The sequence below is a fragment of the Micromonospora sp. NPDC049529 genome (assembly GCF_055586685.1).
In genome coordinates this window covers 65456-85998 of sequence record NZ_JBVJHT010000017.1, presented here as the reverse complement: position 1 = coordinate 85998, position 20543 = coordinate 65456, and the positions used below count along the sequence as shown (strand labels likewise).

Here is a 20543-nt window from a genome sequence, read left to right as displayed (position 1 = left end):
CTAGCGTCGGACCGGTGAAGATCTCCAACACCGGCGCGGTCGTGCTCTGCGCCACCGGGATGACGATCGTCGGCAGCTCCGTCTCAATCAGCCAACTGGTGCTCGACTATCCCGCGTTGACCGGCCAGGCCGCCCGGTACGCGCTCGCCGCCGTCGCCCTGTTCGCCATCGCCCACCGCTGGCCCGCCCTCGGCTTCGGCCTCGACACCGTGCCCCGAACCGGTGCCGACACCGGGGCGGCGACTGGTTGGCCGACCCGACGCGAGTGGGGCATCCTCACCGCGCTCGCGGCGACCGGACTGGCCGCGTTCAACGCCTTCATCCTGATCGCGCTGCCGCACGCCGAGCCGGCCCTGGTCGGCACGTTCATCGGCGCCGCGCCGCTCGGTCTGGCCCTGCTCGGTCCACTGCTGCGCGGCCGGCGCCCGACCGTACGCCTGCTCGGTGCGGCCGGCCTCGTCGTGGCCGGCACCGCCCTGGTCCAGGGGACCGGTCGGGCGGACCCGATCGGCGTGCTCGCCTCGCTCGGTGCGCTCGGCGGGGAGATCGCCTTCTCGTTGCTCGCCGCCGCCGTGCTACCCCGACTGGGCCCGGTACGGGTGGCGGCGTACAGCTGCGCGTTGGCCGTACCGCTGCTGCTGGTCGGGGCGCTGGTGGCGGGCGAGCCGGCCCGGTGGCGGGCGCCGACCGGGGTGGAGGCGGCGACGTACGGCTACCTCGCCGCGCTGATGACCGTGGTCGCGTTCATCGCCTGGTTCACCGGGCTGCGCCGGCTGGGGATCGAGCGGGCCGGGATCCTGGTCGGCCTGATGCCGGTGGCCACCCTGCTCACCGCCGCGGTGCAGGCCGGTCGCCCGCCGACCGCCGGCCCGAGCGGCGGGGTGCTGGTGGTCGCGCTCGGCCTCGCCGTGGGCCTGGCCGGCGACCGGCGCCACCGACCCAGCCCCGCCGTACGCCTTCCGTGATCGCGGAGAGTTCGGCCGGTCGGAGCGAGCCGAACCCTCCGCGACCATCGGGCGCGGCTAGTTGGGTGCCGGCCGGCTCGGCGGGATGTCGAGCAGGCTCACCAGCGCGAGCCGGCATTCGCCCGAGCGGCGTTCGACGGGGCCTGGCCGGCGGTCTCCAGCGGGGTCAGCGGATCGACACCACGGATAAGGTCGGCGGCCTTCTCGGCGAGCCCGATCACCGAGGCGTTCGGGGCGCCGCGCCCGGACCGGGGCATCACCGAGGCATCGACCACCCGCAGCGCGTCGACGCCCAGCACCCGCAGGTCGGGGTCGACGACGTCACCGATCGAACAGGTACCCACCGCATCGAAGATCGAGTGTGTCCGGCGACGGGCGTAGGCGCGCAGGTCGGCGTCGGATTCCGACGCGGGCGGCCGGTACAGGTTGCCGGTGTAGCGCGACAGCGGCTGCTGCCGGGCGATGTCCAGGGCGATCCGCAGCCCGGCCACGGCCGCCTCCACGTCCACCCGTTCCGCCAGGTAGTTGTGTTCGATCTTCGGCTTGGCGGTGGGGTCGGGCGACACCAGCGTGACGCTTCCCCGGCTCTCCGGGACGAGCAGACCCGGCCCATACGTGATGGCGTGGCTGGTCGGGATGTCCAGGCCGCTGTCGGGGAACATGACCGGCGCGGCGAAGAAGCCCACGTCGGGCGCGGGTAGGCCCGACCGGGTGTGCACGAACCCGCCGGACTCCGGCCCGTTCGAACTGACCGGCCCGCGGCCGTCCTCCCGGAACTCGCGGACGAACCGGGGGTCCGCCCCGATCAGCAGGCTGACCGGCTCCGAGTGGGTGAAGATCAAGGGCACCATCACGTGGTCCTGGAGGTTCTGCCCGACCAGTGGCTGGTCCAGGACAACCGGGATGCCGAGGCCCGTCAGCAGGCGCGCGGGTCCGATCCCGGAGAGCATCAGCAGCTGCGGCGAGTTGTACGAGCCCGCGCTGACGATCACCTCGCGTTCGGCCCGGATCGTGACCTCCTCCTCCAGGCGCTGGCCGACCACCCCGACGGCCCGACCATCCTCGATCATCACGCGGTGCACCTGGAGGTTGGTCTCCACGGTCAGGTTCGGCCGATCCATCACCGGGTGCAGGTACCCGACCGCCGCGCTGCACCGCCTGCCGTTGCGCTGGGTTACCTGGAAGAAGCCGAACCCGTCGTGCGTCGCCCCGTTGAAATCGTCGTTGTACGCGAAGCCCGCCTGCTGGCCGGCCTCCACCAGGGCCGCCGACATCGGGTTCTTCGACCGGCCGTCGGAGACCGAGAGCGGGCCGCCGGCACCGTGGTACTCGGATTCGCCCCGCTCGTTGTCCTCCGAGCGCTTGAAGTAGGGCAGCAGTTCCGCGTAGCTCCAGCCCGGTTGGTTCCACCCGTCGTAGTCGACCCGGCTGTCCCGCAGATAGAGCCCCGCGTTCATCGAGCCCGAGCCGCCGAGCACGCGTCCGCGCGGCAGGTAGACCCGGCGACCGTCGAGGGAGGACTCCTCATGGGTGTCGTAGTCCCAGTCGAGCCGGGTCCGGAACAGCCGGCTGAACCGGGACGGGACGTGGATGTTCTCGTTCGTGTCCGCCGGTCCTGCCTCGATCAGGCAGACCCGTACCTCGGGGTCTTCGCTCAGCCGGGCTGCGAGCACGCAACCCGCCGAGCCGGCGCCGACGATCACATAGTCGTACATCCATTCTCCTCAAGCCCTCGGGTCCGAACGGCGGCGTCACCCGGGCGATCGGGTGGCACACCTCGACTGACTACTCATTCAGGATGGCTGGTTGTGATCTGCCCGTCTTCTCCGGTTGTGCTCTACTGCTCCGCAATTCAAAAGGTGCAGCACAGTCGGGCCCGAATAACTATTCGTAATGTCATCCTCACGCCACGCAGCTGCCCGAGAAAAGGGCGCCGCGACTACGCACCCACTCGCGCATTGAAAGGAGCACCATGGGCATCCCAGGCATGCGGGACCTCGCAACAGCGGTGTGGCCGCCGGTCGACCGGCTGGTACCCGATGACGTCTTCACGGAAATCAGGGGCCGCGCACCGGAAGCCGACCGGACGGGAAACGTCTCCCGCGAGTCCCTGGCCGCCCTTCGTACGATCTCGTGGGCCGGTCTGCCCGTGCCGGTGGAATTCGGCGGTGCGGGCGCCACACTCGCGGAGTGCTGCGCCGTACAGCGATTACTTGGCGCGGCGGACCCCGGACTGGCCGTCGCCGTCAATATGCATCTGTTCACGGTCGGTCTCATGACGGAGAACTGGCGCCGGTCGCGGGACGATTCCTGGATGCTGCTGGAAACGATCGCCACCCAGCGGCACCTGGTGGCCTCCGCGTTCGCCGAGCCGCATCTCGCCGGATCGATCAGCCGCTCCACCCTGCGCGCCAGGCGGGTGGCGAACGGCTGGGAGGTTTCCGGGGTGAAATCACCCTGCTCCCTCGCAGCCGAGTCGGACCTGATGTGTCTACAGGCGGAAACGGACCCCGGCGAGGGCGCGTCGGAGTTACTGATCGCGATGCTGCCGACGACGACCGAAGGGGTCCGCGTCGAGCGGTCCTGGGACACCCTCGGAATGCGCGGTTCCGCCTCACGCACGGTCCGGTTCGACCGGTGCCTGGTCCCCGACGAGGCGGTGTTCCACCGCGGGCCCGCCGGCGCCGAGGACGACGACATCTTCGGCGTCGGGCTGATCTGGTTCTGTTTGAGCACCGTGGCGACGTACCTCGGGGTGGCACAGGGGGTGTTCGGCCTGGCCACCGAGGCACTGCACCAGCAGCGGATCTCGTACCTGAAATCCACCCGGGCCGAACTGCCGAGCTTCCAGGCGATGGTCGGCGACGCGGCCGCCGCCATCCTGCCCCTGGAGGTGGCGTGTGCCGCGCTCGCCGAACGACTGGACCGGGGTACCACCGCCGCCGAACTCCTCCCGCTGGCCGTGGCGCTCAAGCAGCAGAGCATCGACGTCGTACCGCAGGCGATCTCGAACCTGATCGAGTCCTGCGGGAGCATGACGTACAGCCGGGGTCGGGACTTCGAACGGCTGTGGCGCGACGCCCAGGCGATCCGCTTCCACCCGCCGACCCGACTGCCGGCCCGGCAGTTCCTCGGTCAGTCCGCCCTCGGGCTGCCCCCCACCCTCAACCTCTGAACCTATCTGGCGGCAGCCTCGACCGCGCGTACGGCGTCGGCGTAGGCGAGCGCGGCCCGACGCAACGCGGCCTCGGCATCCAGCCCGGCTGCACGCGCCTGGACCACCACGTCCAGCAGCCGCGCGCCGAGACGAGCCTCGTCGTCCAGCGGCGTCGGCACCGGCGGCGGTACGTCCAGCCCGGCGCGGGCGGCCCGGTGCAGGATCTTCGCGGCGAGCGAGAGGGCCGGCTGGGCCAGGGCGATCCCGTCCAGGGCCGAGTCGCGGGCCTTCTCCGCCTTCTTGATCTGCTCCCAGTTGTCGACGATCTCGTCGATCGAGCCGACCTCGGTGTCCGCGAAGACGTGCGGGTTGCGCCGGATCATCTTCTCGACCAGGCCGCCGGCCACGTCGTCGACGTTCCAGCGCTCACCCTCGGGCAACTCCTCGGCCAGCCGGGCGTGCAGCACTATCTGCAACAGCACGTCGCCCAACTCCTCACGGAGCGCGTCCAGGTCGCCGGCCGAGATCGCGTCGTACGCCTCGTAACACTCCTCCAGCAGGAACTGGGCGAGCGTGGCGTGGGTCTGGGCCCGTTTCCACGGGTCACCGCCGGGCGAGGCCAGGCGGTCCATCACGGCGACCGCGTCGAGCAGCCGGGCGCCGGGCGGGTCCCAGGAGCCGTACATCAGCTCCAGCTCGGCCAGACCGGGCTCACGTGCCAGTCGCAGCCCCAGCTCACGGGCCATCCGGTCGTCACCGGCCGGACCGGCCAACCAGACCACGGTGCCCTCCGCCCCGGCGGTGGCGAGCAGGTCCGGCACCGGCGTGTCGGTCAGCGTGACGGTGGCGCCGGCCATCCGTACGGCGTTGGTCAGCTCGCTCTCGGCGCCGGCCAGCACCGAGTGCTGGCGGACCAGGTCCCAGGCCGCCGCCGTGAGCAGACCGGCCGGCAGGCGGGGTGAGGTGACCAGGAGTACGACTCGGGCGGTCATCGGGTGCGTCCCGCTCAGGTGCGGTCGGCCACCGTGCCCGTGTCGCCCTCGCCCAGCGGCACGCTCACCGCGGCCGGCCCACCCTGGAAGGAGAGGATCGGGAACTCCAGCGGCCGGTAACGCGGGTTGACCGTGACGTCGAAACGGTTGACGGCGTCGGCGAGCACCTTGCGGTTGCCGAGCGCGGCCTGCAACTGCTCGCCGTCGAGCTGCTGCCCGGCGGCCTCGTCGGAGACGGTCGCCTCGATCGCACCGGCGGCCTTGGCCACCTTGCCGAGCGCGAGCAGCTCGGCCGGGGTCGGCTTGACCGGTTCCCCGGTCGGTACGGCCGACAGGCAGGTGAACAGCCCGGCGGCCCGCTTGGCGAACTCGGTCTCCGGCGCCACGCCGAACTGCTGGGCCACCTGGTCGACCGGGGCCTGCTCCTTGGCCTGGAGGTTCTCGGCCTTGATGAACCGGTCGCAGACGTCGCCCAGCACCAGCACACTGACCACGAAGTTGCGGGTCGGCGGCTTCGCCTCGGGGGCTCCGGCGGCGGCGGCCGGGGCGGGCTTCGCCCGCACCTCGTCGAGGAGGTCGGTCACCTGGTTCTCGGTGATCTGCCGGTCACCGATGTAGGCGGCGGCACCGGGCTGCGCACGGCAACCGGTGAGGGCGATGATGCCGACCGCGGCAACCACGGCGATCGGCGCCAGACGGCGAGCACGCTGCATGGCCGACACTCTCTCACGCGCCGCCCGGCGCGACCGGTACGGGGTCACCCAGCGCCCGGCGCACCACCGTCCGTCACGATTTCCGGGAAGCTCGGGCGCGCCGCTGTCCGTCACCGGCCGGCCGGCACCGGCGCGCCGAGCACGTCGGACAGCAGCTGCCCGCACCAGTCCAGCAGTGCCTGGTCGCGCAGCGGCTCGCCGCCGATCCGGCGGGTGCTCGGGCGGGGCACGCTGACCTGGTCGGTGACCTGCTTGTAGACCGCGTCCGGGTGGTACCGCTTGAGCCGCATCTGCTTCGAGTCGGGCAGCGGCAGCGGGCCGAACCGGACGTACTTGCCCTGGACCGACACGTCGGTGAGGCCGTACGCGCGGGCGAGCAGGCGGAACCGGGCCACCGCGACCAGGTTCTGCACCGGCTCCGGCGGCTCGCCGTACCGGTCGGTCATCTCGGCGACGACCTCGGTGAGGCGGTCGGCGTCGCGGGCCTCGGCGAGCTTGCGGTACATCTCCAGGCGGAGTCGCTCCACGCTGACGTAGTCGTGCGGCAGGTGGGCGTCGATCGGCAGGTCGATCTTGACGTCGGTCTCCTCCTCCGGCCGCTCACCCTTGAACGTCTGCACCGCCTCGCCGACCATCCGGACGTAGAGGTCGAAACCAACGCCCTCGATGTGGCCGGACTGCTCACCGCCGAGCAGGTTGCCGGCGCCCCGGATTTCCAGGTCCTTCATTGCCACGTACATGCCGGCGCCCAGCTCGGTGTGTTGCGCGATGGTCGCCAACCGCTCGTGCGCGTGCTCGGTCAGCGGCTTCTCCGGCGGGTAGAGGAAGTACGCGTACGCCCGTTCCCGGCCCCGGCCGACCCGGCCCCGGATCTGGTGCAACTGGGCCAGGCCGAGCAGGTCGGCCCGTTCCACGATCAGCGTGTTGGCGTTCGGGATGTCGATCCCGGACTCCACGATCGTGGTGCAGACCAGGACGTCGTACTCCTTCTCCCAGAAGCCGACCATGACCTTCTCCAGCGCCTCTTCGCCCATCTGCCCGTGCGCCACGGCGACCCGCGCCTCCGGCACCAGCTCCCGGATGCGCCGCGCCGCCCGGTCGATCGACTCGACCCGGTTGTGCAGGTAGAAGACCTGCCCGTCGCGGAGCAGCTCACGGTGGATGGAGGCGGCCACCTGCCGGTCGTCGTACGCGCCGACGAAGGTCAGCACCGGGTGCCGCTCCTCCGGCGGGGTGGCGATGGTGGACATCTCCCGGATGCCGGTGATCGCCATCTCCAGGGTCCGCGGGATCGGCGTAGCCGACATGGTCAGTACGTCGACCGCGGTCCGCAGGGTCTTCAGGTGCTCCTTGTGCTCGACCCCGAAGCGCTGCTCCTCGTCGACGATGACCATGCCGAGCGCCTTGAACCGGGTGGCGGCGGCGAGCAGCCGGTGGGTGCCGATGACGATGTCGGCGCTGCCGTTGGCGGCGGCCTCCAGGGTCAGTTCGGCCTCCTTCGGCGTCTGGAACCGGGACAGCTGCCGGATCTGGACCGGGAACTGCCCCATCCGCTCGGCGAAGGTGTTGTAGTGCTGCTGGGCCAGGAGCGTGGTCGGCACCAGCACCGCCACCTGCTTGCCGTCCTGGACCGCCTTGAACGCCGCCCGGACCGCGATCTCGGTCTTGCCGTAGCCGACGTCACCGCAGATCAGCCGGTCCATCGGGGCGGACTGTTCCATGTCCCGCTTGACCTCCTCGATCGCCGAGAGCTGGTCCGGCGTCTCGGTGTACGGGAAGGCGTCCTCCAGCTCCCGCTGCCACGGGGTGTCCGGGGCGAAGGCGTGTCCCTTGGAGGCCTTGCGGGCGGCGTAGAGCTGGATGAGCTGGGCGGCGATCTCGCGTACCGCCTTGCGGGCGCGGGCCTTGGCCTTCTGCCACTCGCTGCCGCCCATCTTGTGCAGCGTGGGGGTCTCCCCGCCGACGTAACGGGAGAGCTGGTCGAGCTGGTCGGTGGGGACGAAGAGCCGGTCACCTGGCTGCCCCCGCTTGGTCGAGGCGTACTCCAGGACCAGGTACTCGCGTTCGGCGCCGTTGACCGTACGTTGCACCAGCTCGACGTAGCGGCCGATGCCGTGCTGCTCGTGCACCACGTAGTCGCCGGTCTTCAGCTCCAGCGGGTCGATGGTGTTGCGCCGCCGGCTCGGCATCTTGCGCATGTCGCGGGTGGAGGTGCCCCGTCCGCCGGTGATGTCGTTGCCGGTGAGGACGGCGAGCTTGGTGGCGCCGGCGCCGTCGAGCAGGAAGCCGTGGTTGAGCGAGCCGCAGGTGACGAGCAGTTCACCGGGGGCGGGCGGGCCGAGGATGGTCTCGACCGCGCTGGCGCCGAGCCCGCCGTCGCGGAGCACCTCGACCGCCCGTTGGGCCGGTCCGTGGCCCTCGAAGACCAGGGCCACCGCCCAGCCCTCGGCGGTCCACCGCCGCAGGTCGTCGACCACCCGGTCGGTCTCACCGTGGTAGAGCGCGGTCGGTTGGGCCGCGAGGGTGATCGACACCCCCTCGTCGGGGGTGACCTCGGTCCGTACCGGGTCGAGCCACGGCTGGTCGTCGACGGCCGGGGCGGACTCGACCAGCCCGAACGGGGAGACCGACCACCAGGGCTGGTGCAGGGCGGTGGCTGTTGCCCGTACCTCGCCCAGGGTCTTGAAGGCCGCGGCGCCGACGTCGATCGGGGCCTGGCCGCCGACGGCGGCCGCGGCCCAGCTGGCCTGGAGGAACTCCTCCGAGGTACGGACCAGGTCATGTGCCCGGGTACGGATCCGTTCCGGGTCGAAGAGCAGCACGTGCGCTCCCGCCGGCAGGCAGTCGAGCAGCGTCTCCATGCTCCCGGTCCCGTCCAGGAGCGCCGGGGCGAGCGATTCCATCCCCTCGACCGGGATCCCCTCGGCCAGCTTCTCCAGGATCTCGGCCAGCTCGGGGTGGGCGTCGGCCAAGGCGGCGGCCCGCGCCCGGATCTCCGGGGTGAGCAGGAGTTCCCGGCACGGCGGCGCCCAGAGCTGGTCGACCTGCTCGATGGTGCGCTGGTCGGCGACGGCGAAGGTGCGGATCTCCTCCACCTCGTCGCCCCAGAACTCGACCCGGGAAGGGTGCTCGTCGGTGGGTGGGAAGACGTCCAGGATGCCGCCCCGGACGGCGAACTCGCCGCGCTTGGTGACCAGGTCGACCCGCGAGTAGGCCAGGTCGGTCAGCCGGTGCGCGACCGCGTCGAGGTCGGCCTCGGCGTGACTGGTCAGCCGGACCGGTTCCAGGTCGCCGAGCCCCTTGAGCTGTGGTTGCAGCACCGAGCGGACCGGGGCGACGACGACCCGCAGCGGGCCGGTGCCGTCGGTGCCGTCCGGGTGGGCCAGCCTGCGCAGCACGGCGAGCCGGCGCCCGACGGTGTCGGATCGGGGGGAGAGCCGTTCGTGTGGCAGCGTCTCCCAGGCGGGGAAGACGGCCACCTGTTCGGCCGGGAGCAAGCTGCCGAGGGCGGCGGCGAGGTCGTCGGCCTCGCGGGTGGTGGCGGTGACGGCGAGCACCGGCCGGCCGGCGCCGCCCTGGTCGGCCTCGGCGGCGACGGCGGCGACCACGAACGGTCGCAGCGCCGCCGGGGCGGTCAGGTCGAGCCCGTCCGCCTGCGCGAACCCACCCCGAGCAAGATCACGGGTACGCCTCAGAGCCGGGTCCCCGAGGGCGGCAGCCAACAGACCGGCGAGCATCGTCACGATCACTACCTCTGCGTCAACACGCGAAACGACCCCCGCTTCGCAACCAGCCGGGGGTCCCACCACCCCGAGTTTATCCCGCCACCCACCCCCACCCCGTTGATCATGAAGTTAGCGCGGTTCCGAGCCGGTCGACCCTGCGCCAACTTCATGATCAACGGGGCTGTCGGGGGTGGGGGTGGGGGTGGGGTCAGTAGCGGACGGTGATTTGGCGGGTGGTCGGGTTTACTCGGGCTAGGCCGCCGTACGGGACGATGAGTTGTGGGTCGGTGTGGCCGACGTCGAGGCCGAAGACGGCAACGGCGTCCGGGTTGTACTCGGCCAGCACCCGCAGCACGGCGGCGCGCTGGGCCTCGGTGTGCGCCCGCTTCTGCTCGGCGTCGTTGCGCCGGTCGAAGTCCCACGCCTTCGGGCGCCCGACCAGCACCGCCGGGAAGCCGGCGAGCAGGCCCCGCTCCCCCATGTTGCGCAGGATCCGGAACACCTCGACGTCGGAGGGCAGTTCCTCGGAGGTCTCCAGCAGCAGCACGCAACCGGCGTACGCGGCGTTCGGGCCGACCCGGCCGGCCTGGAGCAGCCAGCCGAGGATCTCCAGGTTGCCACCCCAGACGGGCCCCTGCACAACGGTCTGCGGGCCGTGCCAGTGCCAACCGTCGCTCGGGAACATCACCGGCTCGGCGGCCAGGGTGGACGGGTCCTGCCAGTCGCTCGGCTCGTCGCTGTACTCGGCCGACGGGGTCAGCTCGTACCAGTCGTCGCCGAAGAGTGCGGCCCGCAGCGACTGCGCGGTCGCCGGGTGCAGCGCGCCGGGGCGGCCGAGGTGCACCAGCACCGAGCCGCCGTGATAGCTGACCAGCCCGAGTTCGAACAGGTACGACAGCACGTTGGTGTTGTCCGAGTAGCCGAAGTACGGCTTCGGGTTCGCCGCGATCACCTCCGGATCCAGGTACGGCAACACCGTGATCAGGTCGTCCCCGCCGACGGTGGCGAGGACCGCCTTGATCGACGGGTCGGCGAAGGCGGCGGTCAGGTCGCGGGCACGTTCGCGGGGGTGGGCCGCGGCCGCCCGGGTGGTCGGGTACTCCACCGGGATCAGGCCGAACTCGTCGCGCAGCCGGCGCAGGCCCAGTTCGTACACATGTGGGAAGACGGCCGGCAGCCCGGCGGAGGGCGAGAGTACGGCGACCCGGTCCCCCGGACGCGGTTTTGCCGGATAACGCCGAGGCTCACTGGAGCCGATCAGGTCGGACATCGACCCACCGTAGCGATCGACCACGAGGAAGGGCTTCCCAATTTCCTGTGTCGGAGTATGGTGGGGTCATGGGAGGGTTATAACCCCATACTAACCCCAGACGGGAGCCGAGGATGCCGAAAGTCAACGTGTACCTCCCCGACGAGTTGGCCGAGGCGGTCAGGGAGTCCGGCGTGCCGGTCTCCGCGATCTGCCAGCGCGCCCTGGAACAGGCCGTGCGCCGGGTGACGGCGATCCGGGAGACCACCCTCGGCGAAACCGACCGGGACGACCCGACCGCCGCGCTGACCCAGTTCACCGACCGCGCCCGGACCGCCATCACCCTCGGCCTGACCCGCGCCCGCGAACAGGGCACGGCCAGCCTCGGCACCGCACACCTGCTCGCCGGCATGCTGGCCGAGGGACAGAACCTGGCCATCCAGGTGCTCCGGGCGATGGAGATCGACCCCGAGGCGGTCCGCCGCGAACTGGACCGTCAGGCACCGAAGGACGCCGCCGCGACGGGATCCGGCGCCGAGGGCGGCGTACGCCGGTTCGGCCGGACGGCCGCCAACGCGCTGGAGCTGACCGTGACGGAGGCGACCAGCCTCGGCCACAACTACGTCGGCTGCGAACACCTGCTGCTCGGGCTGATCGCCGAGCCGGAGGGAACCGCCGGTCACGTGCTGCGCGCCCTCGGCGCCGACTACCGGCTGACCCGCCGCGCCGTCACCGCCGCCCTGGCCGGCTACGTCCACCTGCGCGCACAGGCCCAGGGCGGCGGCCCGGCCGCCGGTGGCACCGACCAGGTCGCCGCGCTCCAGGCCGCCCTGGCCCGGCAGTTGCAGCCGATCCTGACCCGGCTCGACCGCCTGGAGCAGCGGATCGACACCCGCCCCGACACCGCGAATCCGGGCACGCACACGATCGACAAGGGCACGGACGACACCGACCAGGGCACGCACACCACCGACCAGGGCACGGACTACTCCGACACCGACACGGACACCGGCGCCGGAGCGGCACATTGACCCGGCTGCTCCTGCTCCACACCGGCGACACGATGGCGTTCGATCCACGCCCCGGTCGAGGGGCCTTCGCAACCGGCGCCGAGCTGCTCGCCGCCCTGCCCGCAGGCTCCGTCCCGGCCGACGTGACGGTCGAGGACCTGCTCACCGAGCCGGGCTGGGACCTGGACCCGGAGACGATGCTGCGACTGGCCCGCCGGGCCCGTACGGCCGTGCTCGACGACGGGTACGACGGGGTCGTGATCACCCACGGCACCGACACCCTGGAGGAGACCGCGTTCCTCACCGACCTACTCGCCGGCCCTGCCGCGCAACGGGCCGGGATCGTCTTCACCGGTGCGATGCGCCCACCGACCGAGTTGTCCGCCGACGGGCCCCGCAACCTGCGCTCCGCACTGGTGGCGGCCGGCGACCCGGCGCTGCGCGGGCTCGGCGTGGTCGCCTGCCTCAACGACGAACTGCACGCCGCGCGCTGGGTCAGCATGGTCGACGCCACCGGGGTGGCCGCGTTCTCGTCGGCGCCGTACCCGCCGCTCGGTCGGGTGGTGGGCGACGCGGTGGAGCTGCTGGCCCCGCCGCCGCCCCGGCCGCCGGCCCCGACCGGTGAGCCGGAGTCGGCGGTCGCGCTGATCAAGACGTACCCCGGAATCGGGCCGACGCTGCTGCACGCGGTGGCCGACGGCGGGGCCCGGGGTGTGGTGCTGGAGGGCACCGGGATGGCGAACGTCCCGATCGGCCTGCTCACCGCGATCGACGAGCTGACCGGATGGGACATCCCGGTGGTAGTCAGCTCCCGCTGCCGGACCCGCACGGTGTCGCCGGACGAGTTCCACGGGGGCGCCGTCCTCGCCGCCCGGGTCGGGGCGATCAGCGCTCGGGGCCTGGCCCCGGTGAAGGCCCGCGCCGCGCTGATGGTCGCCGTCGGTGACGGCGGGGTCCGCTCCGCCCGGGACTGGTTCGACCGGCTGGGAACCGGATGGTGATCGACAATCGGCGCGCGGGGTGTGATTAAAACTCGGATATGGTGGCCCCCTCCTAAGAACCACCCCCGCGCGGATACGATCAGCCTTGTCGGACAGCGCTGTCCTTAGCACACCACGTAAGGAGCGCACGGTGACCGACCAGCATGATCACGACGGCCCGGACGCCGCCCTCCGGGCGGACATCCGCCGGCTCGGGACCCTGCTCGGGCAGACCCTGGCCCGCCAGGAAGGCCCCCCGCTGCTCGACCTGGTCGAGGAGATCCGCGCCCTGGTCCGCTCGGACCCGGAGGCCGCCGCGCAGCGGCTCGGTGCGATGGACGTGACCACCGGGACCAAACTGGCCCGCGCCTTCTCCACCTACTTCCACCTGGCCAACATCACCGAGCAGGTGCACCGCTCCCGCGACCTGCGCCGGCAGCGGGCCACCCAGGGCGGCTGGCTGGACCAGGCGGCCAAGCTGATCGCCGAACGCGGGGTGCCGGCCGAGGAGATCGCCGCCGCCGCCCGGCGGCTGGCCGTACGACCGGTGTTCACCGCCCACCCGACCGAGGCCGCCCGCCGCTCCATCCTGACCAAGCTGCGCGCGGTCGCCGACGAGTTGGACGCCGAGACCGCCGCCGCCGTGCTCTACGGTGCCAGCGACGAGGCGCCGACCAACCGCCGGCTGGCCGAACTGCTCGACCTGATGTGGCAGACCGACGAGCTGCGCCTCGACCGGCCGGACCCGACCGACGAGGCCCGCAACGCGATCTACTACCTGCGCGACCTCTACGCCGCCGCCGCCCCGCAGGTCCTCGACGACCTCGCCGACACGCTGCGCTCCCTCGGCGTGGAGACCTCGCCGACGGCCCGGCCGCTCACCTTCGGCACCTGGATCGGCGGCGACCGGGACGGCAACCCGTTCGTCACCCCGCACGTCACCCGCGAGGTCCTGGTCATCCAGTACCACCACGGGATCCAGGCGACCGAGGCGGCGATGGAGTCGCTGATCAACGAGATCTCCGTCTCCCGCCGGCTGCGCGGGGTCTCCCTCGACCTCTCCGCCAGCCTCGCCTCCGACCTCGACGCGCTGCCCGAGGTGGCGGCCCGGTTCCGCCGGGTCAACGCGGAGGAGCCGTACCGGCTCAAGGCGCGGTGCATCAAGGCGAAGCTGGCCAACACCCGGCTGCGGCTGACCCGGGGCACCGCCCACGTACCCGGCCGGGACTACCGTGGCTCCGCCGAACTCCTCTCCGACCTGGAGCTGATGCGGGCCTCGCTGGCCCGCAACTCCGGTCAGCTCACCGCCGTCGGCCGGCTCGCCTCGGCCATCCGGACCGTCGCCTCGTTCGGCCTGCACCTGGCCACCCTGGACGTACGCGAGCACGCCGAGGCGCACCACGCGGTGCTGCGCCAGCTCTACGAGCAGGTCGGCGAGGTCACCGACTACGGATCGTTGAGCCGGGTCGAACGGACCAAGCTGCTCAGCGAGGAACTCACTGGCCGTCGCCCCCTGTCCAACATGGACAGCCCGCTGACCGAGGCGACCCGCAAGACGTTCGACGTCTTCGGCACCATCCGCGAGGCCCAGGAACGGTTCGGCACCGAGGTGATCGAGTCGTACATCATCTCGATGACGATGGGCGTCGACGACGTGCTCGCCGCGGTGGTGCTGGCCCGCGAGGCGGGGCTGGTCGACGTACACAGTGGCCGGGCCCGGATCGGCTTCGTGCCGCTGCTGGAAACCCCGGACGAGCTGAACGCGGGCGGCGAACTCCTCGACGAACTGCTCTCCCTGCCGGCGTACCGGGCGATCGTCACCGCCCGCGGCGACGTGCAGGAGGTGATGCTCGGTTACTCCGACTCGAACAAGGAGGCGGGCATCACCACCTCCCAGTGGTCGATCCACCGGGCCCAGCGCTCGCTGCGCGACGTGGCCGCCCGGCACGGCGTACGGCTGCGGCTGTTCCACGGTCGCGGCGGCACCGTCGGCCGGGGTGGCGGTCCGACGCACGAGGCGATCCTGGCCCAGCCGTACGGCACCCTCGACGGGGCGATCAAGGTCACCGAGCAGGGTGAGGTCATCTCCGACAAGTACACGCTGCCGTCGCTGGCCCGGGAGAACCTGGAACTGACCCTCGCCGCGGTGCTCCAGAGCGCCCTGCTGCACACCTATCCCCGGCAGCCCGCCGAGATGCTGGAACGCTGGGACGCGACGATGGAGCTGGTCTCCGACTCGGCGTACCGGTCGTACCGGTCGCTGGTGGAGAACCCGGACCTGCCGGCGTACTTCTGGGCCTCGACCCCGACCGAGCTGCTCGGCGCGCTCAACATCGGCTCCCGGCCGGCGAAGCGCCCGAACACCGGTGCCGGGCTCAGCGGCCTGCGGGCGATCCCGTGGGTCTTCGGCTGGACCCAGACCCGGCAGATCGTGCCGGGCTGGTTCGGGGTCGGCTCCGGCCTGGCCGCCGCCCGCGAGGCGGGCCGGGCGGAGATCCTGGCCGAGATGCACCGCAACTGGCACTTCTTCCGGACGTTCCTGTCCAACGTGGAGATGATGCTCTCCAAGACGGATCTGAACATCGCCCGCCGGTACGTCGAGACCCTGGTCCCGGAGCCGTTGCAGCCGATCTTCGAGGTGATCCGCGAGGAGTACGAGCTGACCAAGCGCGAGGTGCTGGCGATCACCGCCTCGCCCGCGCTGCTGGAGAACTCGCCGGTGTTGCAGCGCACCCTCGCGGTCCGGGATACCTACCTGGAGCCGCTGCACCACCTCCAGGTCGCCCTGCTGCGCCAGTACCGCGACTCCGGTGCCGCCGGCAGGGCGGTCGCCACCGCCCCCGGCGCCCGACGCGCCCCCGGCGACGGCACCGCCCTGGAACGAGCCCTCCTGACCACGGTGAACGGCATCGCCGCCGGCATGCGCAACACCGGCTGACCCGCCACCCCCACCCTCAGGATCCACGCACTTTCACTGTCTTAGTGGTAATCCGCGCCGGAATACCCACTCAAACAGTGAAAGTGCGTCCCGGGTGGATCGTTCGTTCATACGCTGGGGTGGTGGCGGATGGGGTTGGGGCGGGGGCGGATCCGGGGAGCGGTGTCGGGCACCGGGCGGAGCCGGTGGGGCGGGAGTCGTGGCGACGCTCGCTGATCCGGGGCGCGGTGATGCTGTTCGGCACGCTGGTGCTCTCCACCGCCTTCATCGCCGCGTACGCGGGTGCGCTGCACCAGCCCACACCGAAGGACGTACCCGTCGGGGTGGTCCGTACCGATCAGCCGGCCCGGACACTGCTTTCGGCCGTACGCCAACAGGACAGGGCGCTCAAGGCCATCGAGTACGGCAGCCGCGCCGCCGCCGACAACGCGCTCGCCGGACGCGACGTGTACGCCGTACTCGTCTCGACCACCACCGGTGGCACCCCGGCACTGACCCTGGTCACCGCCAGCGCCGCCTCACCGATCGCCGCCCAGGTGATCGGCGAGACAGTGCAGGTGGCAGCCCAGCGGGCACAGGTCCCGCTGATGATCACCGACTCGGTGCGGATCGCCGCCAACGACCCACGCGGGCTGGTGCCGTTCTACCTGGCCATCGGTCTGGTGCTCGGCGGCTACCTCGGCTCGACCGTGCTCGGCATCACGATCGGCACGACTCCCCGTACGGTCAGCCGGGCCGCCGGCCGGATCGGCGGCCTGGCCGTCTACTCCGCCCTGCTCGGTCTCGCCGGGGCGCTGGTCACCGGTCCCGGCCTGGACGTGTGGCACACCCACTTCGCCAGCCTGGTCGGCGCCGGAGCACTGGCGGCGTTCGCCGCCGCGATGGCCGCCGCCGCGGTGCAGGGCTGGCTCGGGCTGCTCGGCACCGGGCTGGTCATCCTGCTGCTGGTGGTACTCGGCAATCCGGGCTCGGGTGGCATCTACGCCCCGGAGTTCCTGCCCGACTTCTTCCGGGACATGCACCTGTGGAACATTCCCGGACTCGCCACCGACCTGGTCCGAGCGGTGATCTACTTCGGCCCCGACGCGACCGCCCGCCCCGCCACCACCCTGGCGATCTGGGCGGCCGCCGGCCTGCTCCTCCTCCTCGCCGCCGCCGCCATCCGAGGCCGAGGCATTCACCCCTGGACCCGCCGCCCCCACCACCCCACCCCTCATGATCCGCACTGATACCGAGAAAGAGTGCCTATCCCAGCGCGGATAGGCACTCTTTCTCTACAGGTGCGGCCCGTTCGTTGACGACGGGGGTGGGAGGGGTGGGAGGGTCAGCTTGTTTCGCCGGCTACGGAGAAGGAGCGGAGGCGGTCTATGGCGAGGAGGGTGAAGCCTACGGTGAGGACGGCGGCCAGGATGATGGAGACGGGGAGGTTGACCTGGCTGGTGAGCAGTTCGGTGGGGGCGATCTTGTCGGCGATCGTGATCACGTACTGCTGGATCGAGAGGTTCCGGGTGCCGCTGACGAAGTTGCCGAGCAGCCCCTCCCAGATCAGCACGTAGACCAGACCGAGCAGCACCGGCCGCCGGGTGAGCAGACTCAGCGCCAGGAACACCGCCGAATAGGCCAACGCGCCGATCGCGCTCGCCACCACCAGCGCCAAACCCAGGCGTACGGAGTCGGCCAGCACCCCGACCACGTACAGCGGGACGGCCACGGTCACCGCGCTCACCCCGGCCGCCACGGCCAGCTTCGGCAGCACGATCTGCCAGCGCGGCAGTGGCTTGGTGAGGATGTGCACGATCGTGCCGTCGTCGATCTCGGAGCCGAGCACCCCGGTACCGACGATCAGCGCGATCACCGGCAGGACCACCGCCAGCCCGAGGCCGACCAGCACCACCGGCGCCCACTGGCGCACGTCGGCGCCGGCCGCGCGGGGAATGGCTGCCAGCGTCACCAGCAGCAGCGGCAGCGGGATCAGCAGCAGGAACCGGCGGCGGCCGAAGAGGCCACGCGCGGTGATCCAGGAGATAGTCGACATGTCAGGCCTCCACCAGGTAGGAGAAGACGCTCTCCAGGGATTCGTCCGAGGGCAGCAGCCGGCGGACCCGGATACCCGACCCGAGCGCGATCTTGGGCAGGGCGCGGGTGAAGCTGCCGTAGTCACCGGCGCGTACGGTCAGCCCCTCCTTGTCCAGCTCGACGCCGGTCACCGAGGGCTCGCCGATCAGCGCCACCGCGAGCTTGCGGTCGTCGCTGGACTGCACCGTGAAGACGTGCGGGCGGTGGGTCATCAGCCGCCGGATCGACCGGAAGTCACCGGAGGCGGCCAACCGGCCGGAGACGATCACCTGGACCGTGCCGGAGACCTCCTCGACCTCCTCCAGGATGTGCGAGCTGAACAGGATGGTGTGCCCGGCCGCACCGAGCGAGTGCAGCAGCTGCATCATGTGCAGCCGCTGGCGCGGGTCCATGCCGTTGAACGGCTCGTCCAGCAGCAGCACCTCCGGCGAGTGCACCAGCGCCGCCGCGACCCGCGTACGTTGCCGCATGCCCTTGGAGTACGTGTCGATCCGCCGGTCCTGCGCGTCGGTCATCTCGACCAGCTCGATCGCCCGGCGGGCCGCCGCCTCCGCGTCCGGCAGCCGGTGCAGGCGCGCACTGGCCAGCACGAACTCGTACGCGGTCAGGAAACCGTGCACCGCCTCCCGCTCGCTGACCAGGCCCAGCCGGCGGTAGACGGCCGGGTTGCGCCAGGTCGGCTCGCCGCCGAGGGTCACCGCACCACGGGACGGGGCGAGGAAGCCGGCCATCATGTGCAGCAGGGTGGTCTTGCCGGCGCCGTTCGGGCCGAGCAGACCGGTCACCCCGGCACCGAGGCTCATGGTCACGTCGTTGACGGCGACGACGTTGCCGTACCAGCGGGAGACCCCGCTCAGTTCCACGTCGGTCATGAGCGGGCAACCTTCCGGTAGCGGGCGAAGAGCAGGGCGACACAGCCGGCGACCAGACCGATGGTGACCACCCCGTAGAGCGGGCCCCACCCGCCGATGCTCATCTCGCCGGTTGATTCGAAGAGCCAGTCGCCGATGCCGCCGACCAGGCTGGCCGGGTTGACCAGGCCGGAGAGTTGCGTGCTGGTCTCGTACGGCAGGACCAGCAGCACCCCGGCGACGGGGAGGGTCACCAGGAAGGCCGCCACCACCGCGGCGGCCGCGACCGCCCGCCGCTTCACCAGCGCGGCGACGAGGACGGCCACCGAGGAGAAGACCACCGCGTGCAGCGCGGCGTAGAGGACGCCGGGCAGGTAGTCGCCGAGTTCCCGCCACACCGCGCTCAGGTTGTCGGCGGAGAAGGCGGCACCGGCGAACATCACCGTCAGCGGTACGGCCAGCAGCAGGAACGTCGCCGTGATCAGGGCCGCCAGCTTCGCGATCGCGTAGTCGGCGCGCTCCAGCGGGCGGGCGAAGTAGAGCGGCAGCACCCCGGTCTGGAGGTCACGGCTGACCAGTTCGGGCGCGACCGCCGCGCAGAAGAAGATGATCAGGATGCTGAGGACCTCGGGGAACTCGTTGTAGCTCAGTGCCGCCACCCCGGTCTGCACCTGGATCGCGGTGAGCACCACGGCGACCACCCCGACCACGCCCATGATCAGCCACGGGAAGATCTTCGCCTTGGCGCTGCGACCGAGACCGAAGGCGGTACGCAGACTGTGCAGGTAGAGCGCGCCGAGGATGAACCGCCGGCCCAACCTCGGCCCGTCGTAGCGCTGGTAGCCGATATCGTGAATGACCCCGCCGGGGGCGCTTCTCGGTTCAGGCGTGGGCATTGGTCGTCTCCCGGGTGGCGAAGAGCTCGGCGACGCGGTGCCGGCGCTGGTCCAGCCGGTGCAGCGGCAGGTCCAGTTCGGCGACGGCGGTCAGGATCAGGTCGTACGTGCGGTCGTCGTCGAGCCGGACCAGCAGCATCCGGTCCTCGCGGTGGACCGGCAGGTCGAGTGCGGCGAGCCGGGCGGCGAGTTGCTCGGTGCCCTCGCTGACCTCCACCGCGAGTACGTCGATCGCGGTGGTCATCGCGGTGATGTGGTCCGAGCGCAGCAGCCGCCCGCCGTCGATCGCGACCAGGGTGTCGCAGATCCGCTCGACCTCGCCGAGCAGGTGCGAACAGACCAGCACCGAGATGCCGAACTCGGTGCCGATCCGGTGGATCAGGCCGAGCATGGCGTCCCGCCCGGCCGGGTCGAGCCCGTTCGTCGGCTCGTCGAGCAGCAGCAGGTCGGGGTCGTGCACCAGGGCCTGGGCCAGCTTCACCCGCTGCTTCATGCCGGTGGAGTAGCCGCCGATCTGCCGGTAGCGCTCTTCGTAGAGGCCGACGTGGCGCAGCGCCTCCGAGGCCCGCTCGCGGGCGACCGTACGCGGCAGGCCACTGATCCGGCCCAGGTGGGTGACGAACTCGGCGGCCGACAGGTCCGGCGGCAACGAGTCGTGTTCCGGCATGTATCCGACCCGGGCCCGGACCGCCTGGCTCTCCGTGGTCGGATCGAGGCCGAGCACCCGTACCTCACCGGAGGTTGGGGCGAGCAGACCAAGCATGATCTTGATGAAGGTGGACTTTCCGGCGCCGTTGGCACCGACCAGCCCGATGACGCCCGGCTCGACCGCGACCGTGAGATCGGCGAGCGCGGTCACCCGGTTGCCGTACGTTTTGGTGAGCGACTGGGTCGCGATCAGTGTCACGCGGCCCAGCGTAGGCCCGATCGACCACCTCGGAGCCCCCGCGTCACCCTGGGCCTTCCCTTGATTGCGCCAGTCGGGCCACTA

At 71.5% G+C, this 20543-nt stretch carries 15 protein-coding genes; 6 read left to right on the top strand and 9 right to left on the bottom strand.

What is annotated here, in order from left to right:
• The first annotated feature begins 14 nt into the window (after positions 1-14).
• Complete coding sequence (locus tag ACZ6QQ_RS27320) at positions 15-965, top strand: DMT family transporter (protein WP_465880164.1); 951 nt, start codon at positions 15-17, stop codon at positions 963-965.
• 98 nt (positions 966-1063) lie between these two features.
• Here the strand turns inward: ACZ6QQ_RS27320 and ACZ6QQ_RS27315 are convergent, their stop codons facing one another.
• Complete coding sequence (locus ACZ6QQ_RS27315; RefSeq protein ID WP_465880163.1) at positions 1064-2680, bottom strand: GMC family oxidoreductase; 1617 nt, start codon at positions 2678-2680, stop codon at positions 1064-1066.
• A gap of 257 nt (positions 2681-2937) precedes the next feature.
• On the opposite strand from ACZ6QQ_RS27315, the gene ACZ6QQ_RS27310 reads away from it, so the two are divergent.
• Positions 2938-4140 carry an acyl-CoA dehydrogenase family protein gene (locus ACZ6QQ_RS27310; protein ID WP_465880162.1) on the top strand — a complete coding sequence of 401 codons (1203 nt, stop codon included), beginning with the start codon at positions 2938-2940 and terminating at the stop codon, positions 4138-4140.
• 2 nt (positions 4141-4142) lie between these two features.
• Here the strand turns inward: ACZ6QQ_RS27310 and ACZ6QQ_RS27305 are convergent, their stop codons facing one another.
• The 4 genes from ACZ6QQ_RS27305 to ACZ6QQ_RS27290 all read right to left on the bottom strand — a co-directional run bounded on the left by ACZ6QQ_RS27305 (position 4143) and on the right by ACZ6QQ_RS27290 (position 10822).
• Positions 4143-5114, bottom strand: coding sequence for a nucleoside triphosphate pyrophosphohydrolase (locus ACZ6QQ_RS27305; RefSeq protein WP_465880160.1), 972 nt, complete (start codon positions 5112-5114; stop codon positions 4143-4145).
• Between the two features lie 14 nt (positions 5115-5128).
• The gene (locus tag ACZ6QQ_RS27300) at positions 5129-5827 is read right to left on the bottom strand and encodes a hypothetical protein (RefSeq protein WP_465880159.1); all 699 of its coding nucleotides are present in this window, start codon (positions 5825-5827) and stop codon (positions 5129-5131) included.
• Positions 5828-5937: 110 nt separating this feature from the next.
• Positions 5938-9564 carry a transcription-repair coupling factor gene (mfd, locus tag ACZ6QQ_RS27295; RefSeq protein ID WP_465880261.1) on the bottom strand — a complete coding sequence of 1209 codons (3627 nt, stop codon included), beginning with the start codon at positions 9562-9564 and terminating at the stop codon, positions 5938-5940.
• 196 nt (positions 9565-9760) lie between these two features.
• Positions 9761-10822, bottom strand: coding sequence for a S66 family peptidase (locus tag ACZ6QQ_RS27290; protein ID WP_465880158.1), 1062 nt, complete (start codon positions 10820-10822; stop codon positions 9761-9763).
• 113 nt (positions 10823-10935) lie between these two features.
• Here ACZ6QQ_RS27290 and ACZ6QQ_RS27285 point away from each other — a divergent pair, with 113 nt between their 5' ends.
• The 4 genes from ACZ6QQ_RS27285 (at position 10936) to ACZ6QQ_RS27270 (ending at position 16958) form a co-directional block, all read left to right on the top strand.
• Positions 10936-11832 (top strand): Clp protease N-terminal domain-containing protein, encoded by an 897-nt coding sequence (locus tag ACZ6QQ_RS27285; RefSeq protein ID WP_465880156.1) that lies wholly within the window; start codon positions 10936-10938, stop codon positions 11830-11832.
• Positions 11829-12812: an asparaginase gene (locus ACZ6QQ_RS27280; protein ID WP_465880155.1), complete on the top strand. Its 984-nt coding sequence runs from the start codon at positions 11829-11831 to the stop codon at positions 12810-12812. The genes ACZ6QQ_RS27285 and ACZ6QQ_RS27280 overlap by 4 nt, the downstream gene beginning before the upstream one ends.
• 130 nt (positions 12813-12942) lie before the next feature.
• Positions 12943-15729 carry a phosphoenolpyruvate carboxylase gene (gene ppc / locus ACZ6QQ_RS27275; RefSeq protein WP_465880153.1) on the top strand — a complete coding sequence of 929 codons (2787 nt, stop codon included), beginning with the start codon at positions 12943-12945 and terminating at the stop codon, positions 15727-15729.
• 122 nt (positions 15730-15851) lie between these two features.
• The gene (locus ACZ6QQ_RS27270; RefSeq protein WP_465880152.1) at positions 15852-16958 is read left to right on the top strand and encodes a YhgE/Pip domain-containing protein; all 1107 of its coding nucleotides are present in this window, start codon (positions 15852-15854) and stop codon (positions 16956-16958) included.
• A gap of 95 nt (positions 16959-17053) precedes the next feature.
• Here the strand turns inward: ACZ6QQ_RS27270 and ACZ6QQ_RS27265 are convergent, their stop codons facing one another.
• Genes ACZ6QQ_RS27265 through ACZ6QQ_RS27250 form a run of 4 tightly spaced genes read right to left on the bottom strand, consistent with a single transcriptional unit; the run spans position 17054 to position 20459 of the window.
• Positions 17054-17764 (bottom strand): ABC transporter permease subunit, encoded by a 711-nt coding sequence (locus tag ACZ6QQ_RS27265; protein ID WP_465880151.1) that lies wholly within the window; start codon positions 17762-17764, stop codon positions 17054-17056.
• Position 17765: 1 nt separating this feature from the next.
• The gene (locus ACZ6QQ_RS27260) at positions 17766-18677 is read right to left on the bottom strand and encodes an ABC transporter ATP-binding protein (RefSeq protein ID WP_465880149.1); all 912 of its coding nucleotides are present in this window, start codon (positions 18675-18677) and stop codon (positions 17766-17768) included.
• Positions 18674-19552 (bottom strand): ABC transporter permease, encoded by an 879-nt coding sequence (locus tag ACZ6QQ_RS27255; protein WP_465880147.1) that lies wholly within the window; start codon positions 19550-19552, stop codon positions 18674-18676. Before ACZ6QQ_RS27255 ends, ACZ6QQ_RS27260 begins: the two co-directional genes overlap by 4 nt.
• Positions 19539-20459, bottom strand: a complete 921-nt coding sequence (locus tag ACZ6QQ_RS27250) for an ABC transporter ATP-binding protein (protein ID WP_465880145.1) — start codon at positions 20457-20459, stop codon at positions 19539-19541. The genes ACZ6QQ_RS27255 and ACZ6QQ_RS27250 overlap by 14 nt, the downstream gene beginning before the upstream one ends.
• Between the last annotated feature and the right edge of the window lie 84 nt (positions 20460-20543).

Bases quoted from the DNA above. Each gene is read 5' to 3' on its own strand.
- ACZ6QQ_RS27265 (WP_465880151.1), bottom strand. From the start codon at position 17,764: ATGTCGACTATCTCCTGGATCACCGCGCGTGGCCTCTTCGGCCGCCGC.
- mfd (WP_465880261.1), bottom strand. From the start codon at position 9,564: ATGCTCGCCGGTCTGTTGGCTGCCGCCCTCGGGGACCCGGCTCTGAGG.
- ACZ6QQ_RS27315 (WP_465880163.1), bottom strand. From the start codon at position 2,680: ATGTACGACTATGTGATCGTCGGCGCCGGCTCGGCGGGTTGCGTGCTC.
- ACZ6QQ_RS27310 (WP_465880162.1), top strand. From the start codon at position 2,938: ATGGGCATCCCAGGCATGCGGGACCTCGCAACAGCGGTGTGGCCGCCG.
- ACZ6QQ_RS27255 (WP_465880147.1), bottom strand. From the start codon at position 19,552: ATGCCCACGCCTGAACCGAGAAGCGCCCCCGGCGGGGTCATTCACGAT.
- ACZ6QQ_RS27290 (WP_465880158.1), bottom strand. From the start codon at position 10,822: ATGTCCGACCTGATCGGCTCCAGTGAGCCTCGGCGTTATCCGGCAAAA.
- ACZ6QQ_RS27300 (WP_465880159.1), bottom strand. From the start codon at position 5,827: ATGCAGCGTGCTCGCCGTCTGGCGCCGATCGCCGTGGTTGCCGCGGTC.
- ACZ6QQ_RS27260 (WP_465880149.1), bottom strand. From the start codon at position 18,677: ATGACCGACGTGGAACTGAGCGGGGTCTCCCGCTGGTACGGCAACGTC.
- ACZ6QQ_RS27285 (WP_465880156.1), top strand. From the start codon at position 10,936: ATGCCGAAAGTCAACGTGTACCTCCCCGACGAGTTGGCCGAGGCGGTC.
- ACZ6QQ_RS27305 (WP_465880160.1), bottom strand. From the start codon at position 5,114: ATGACCGCCCGAGTCGTACTCCTGGTCACCTCACCCCGCCTGCCGGCC.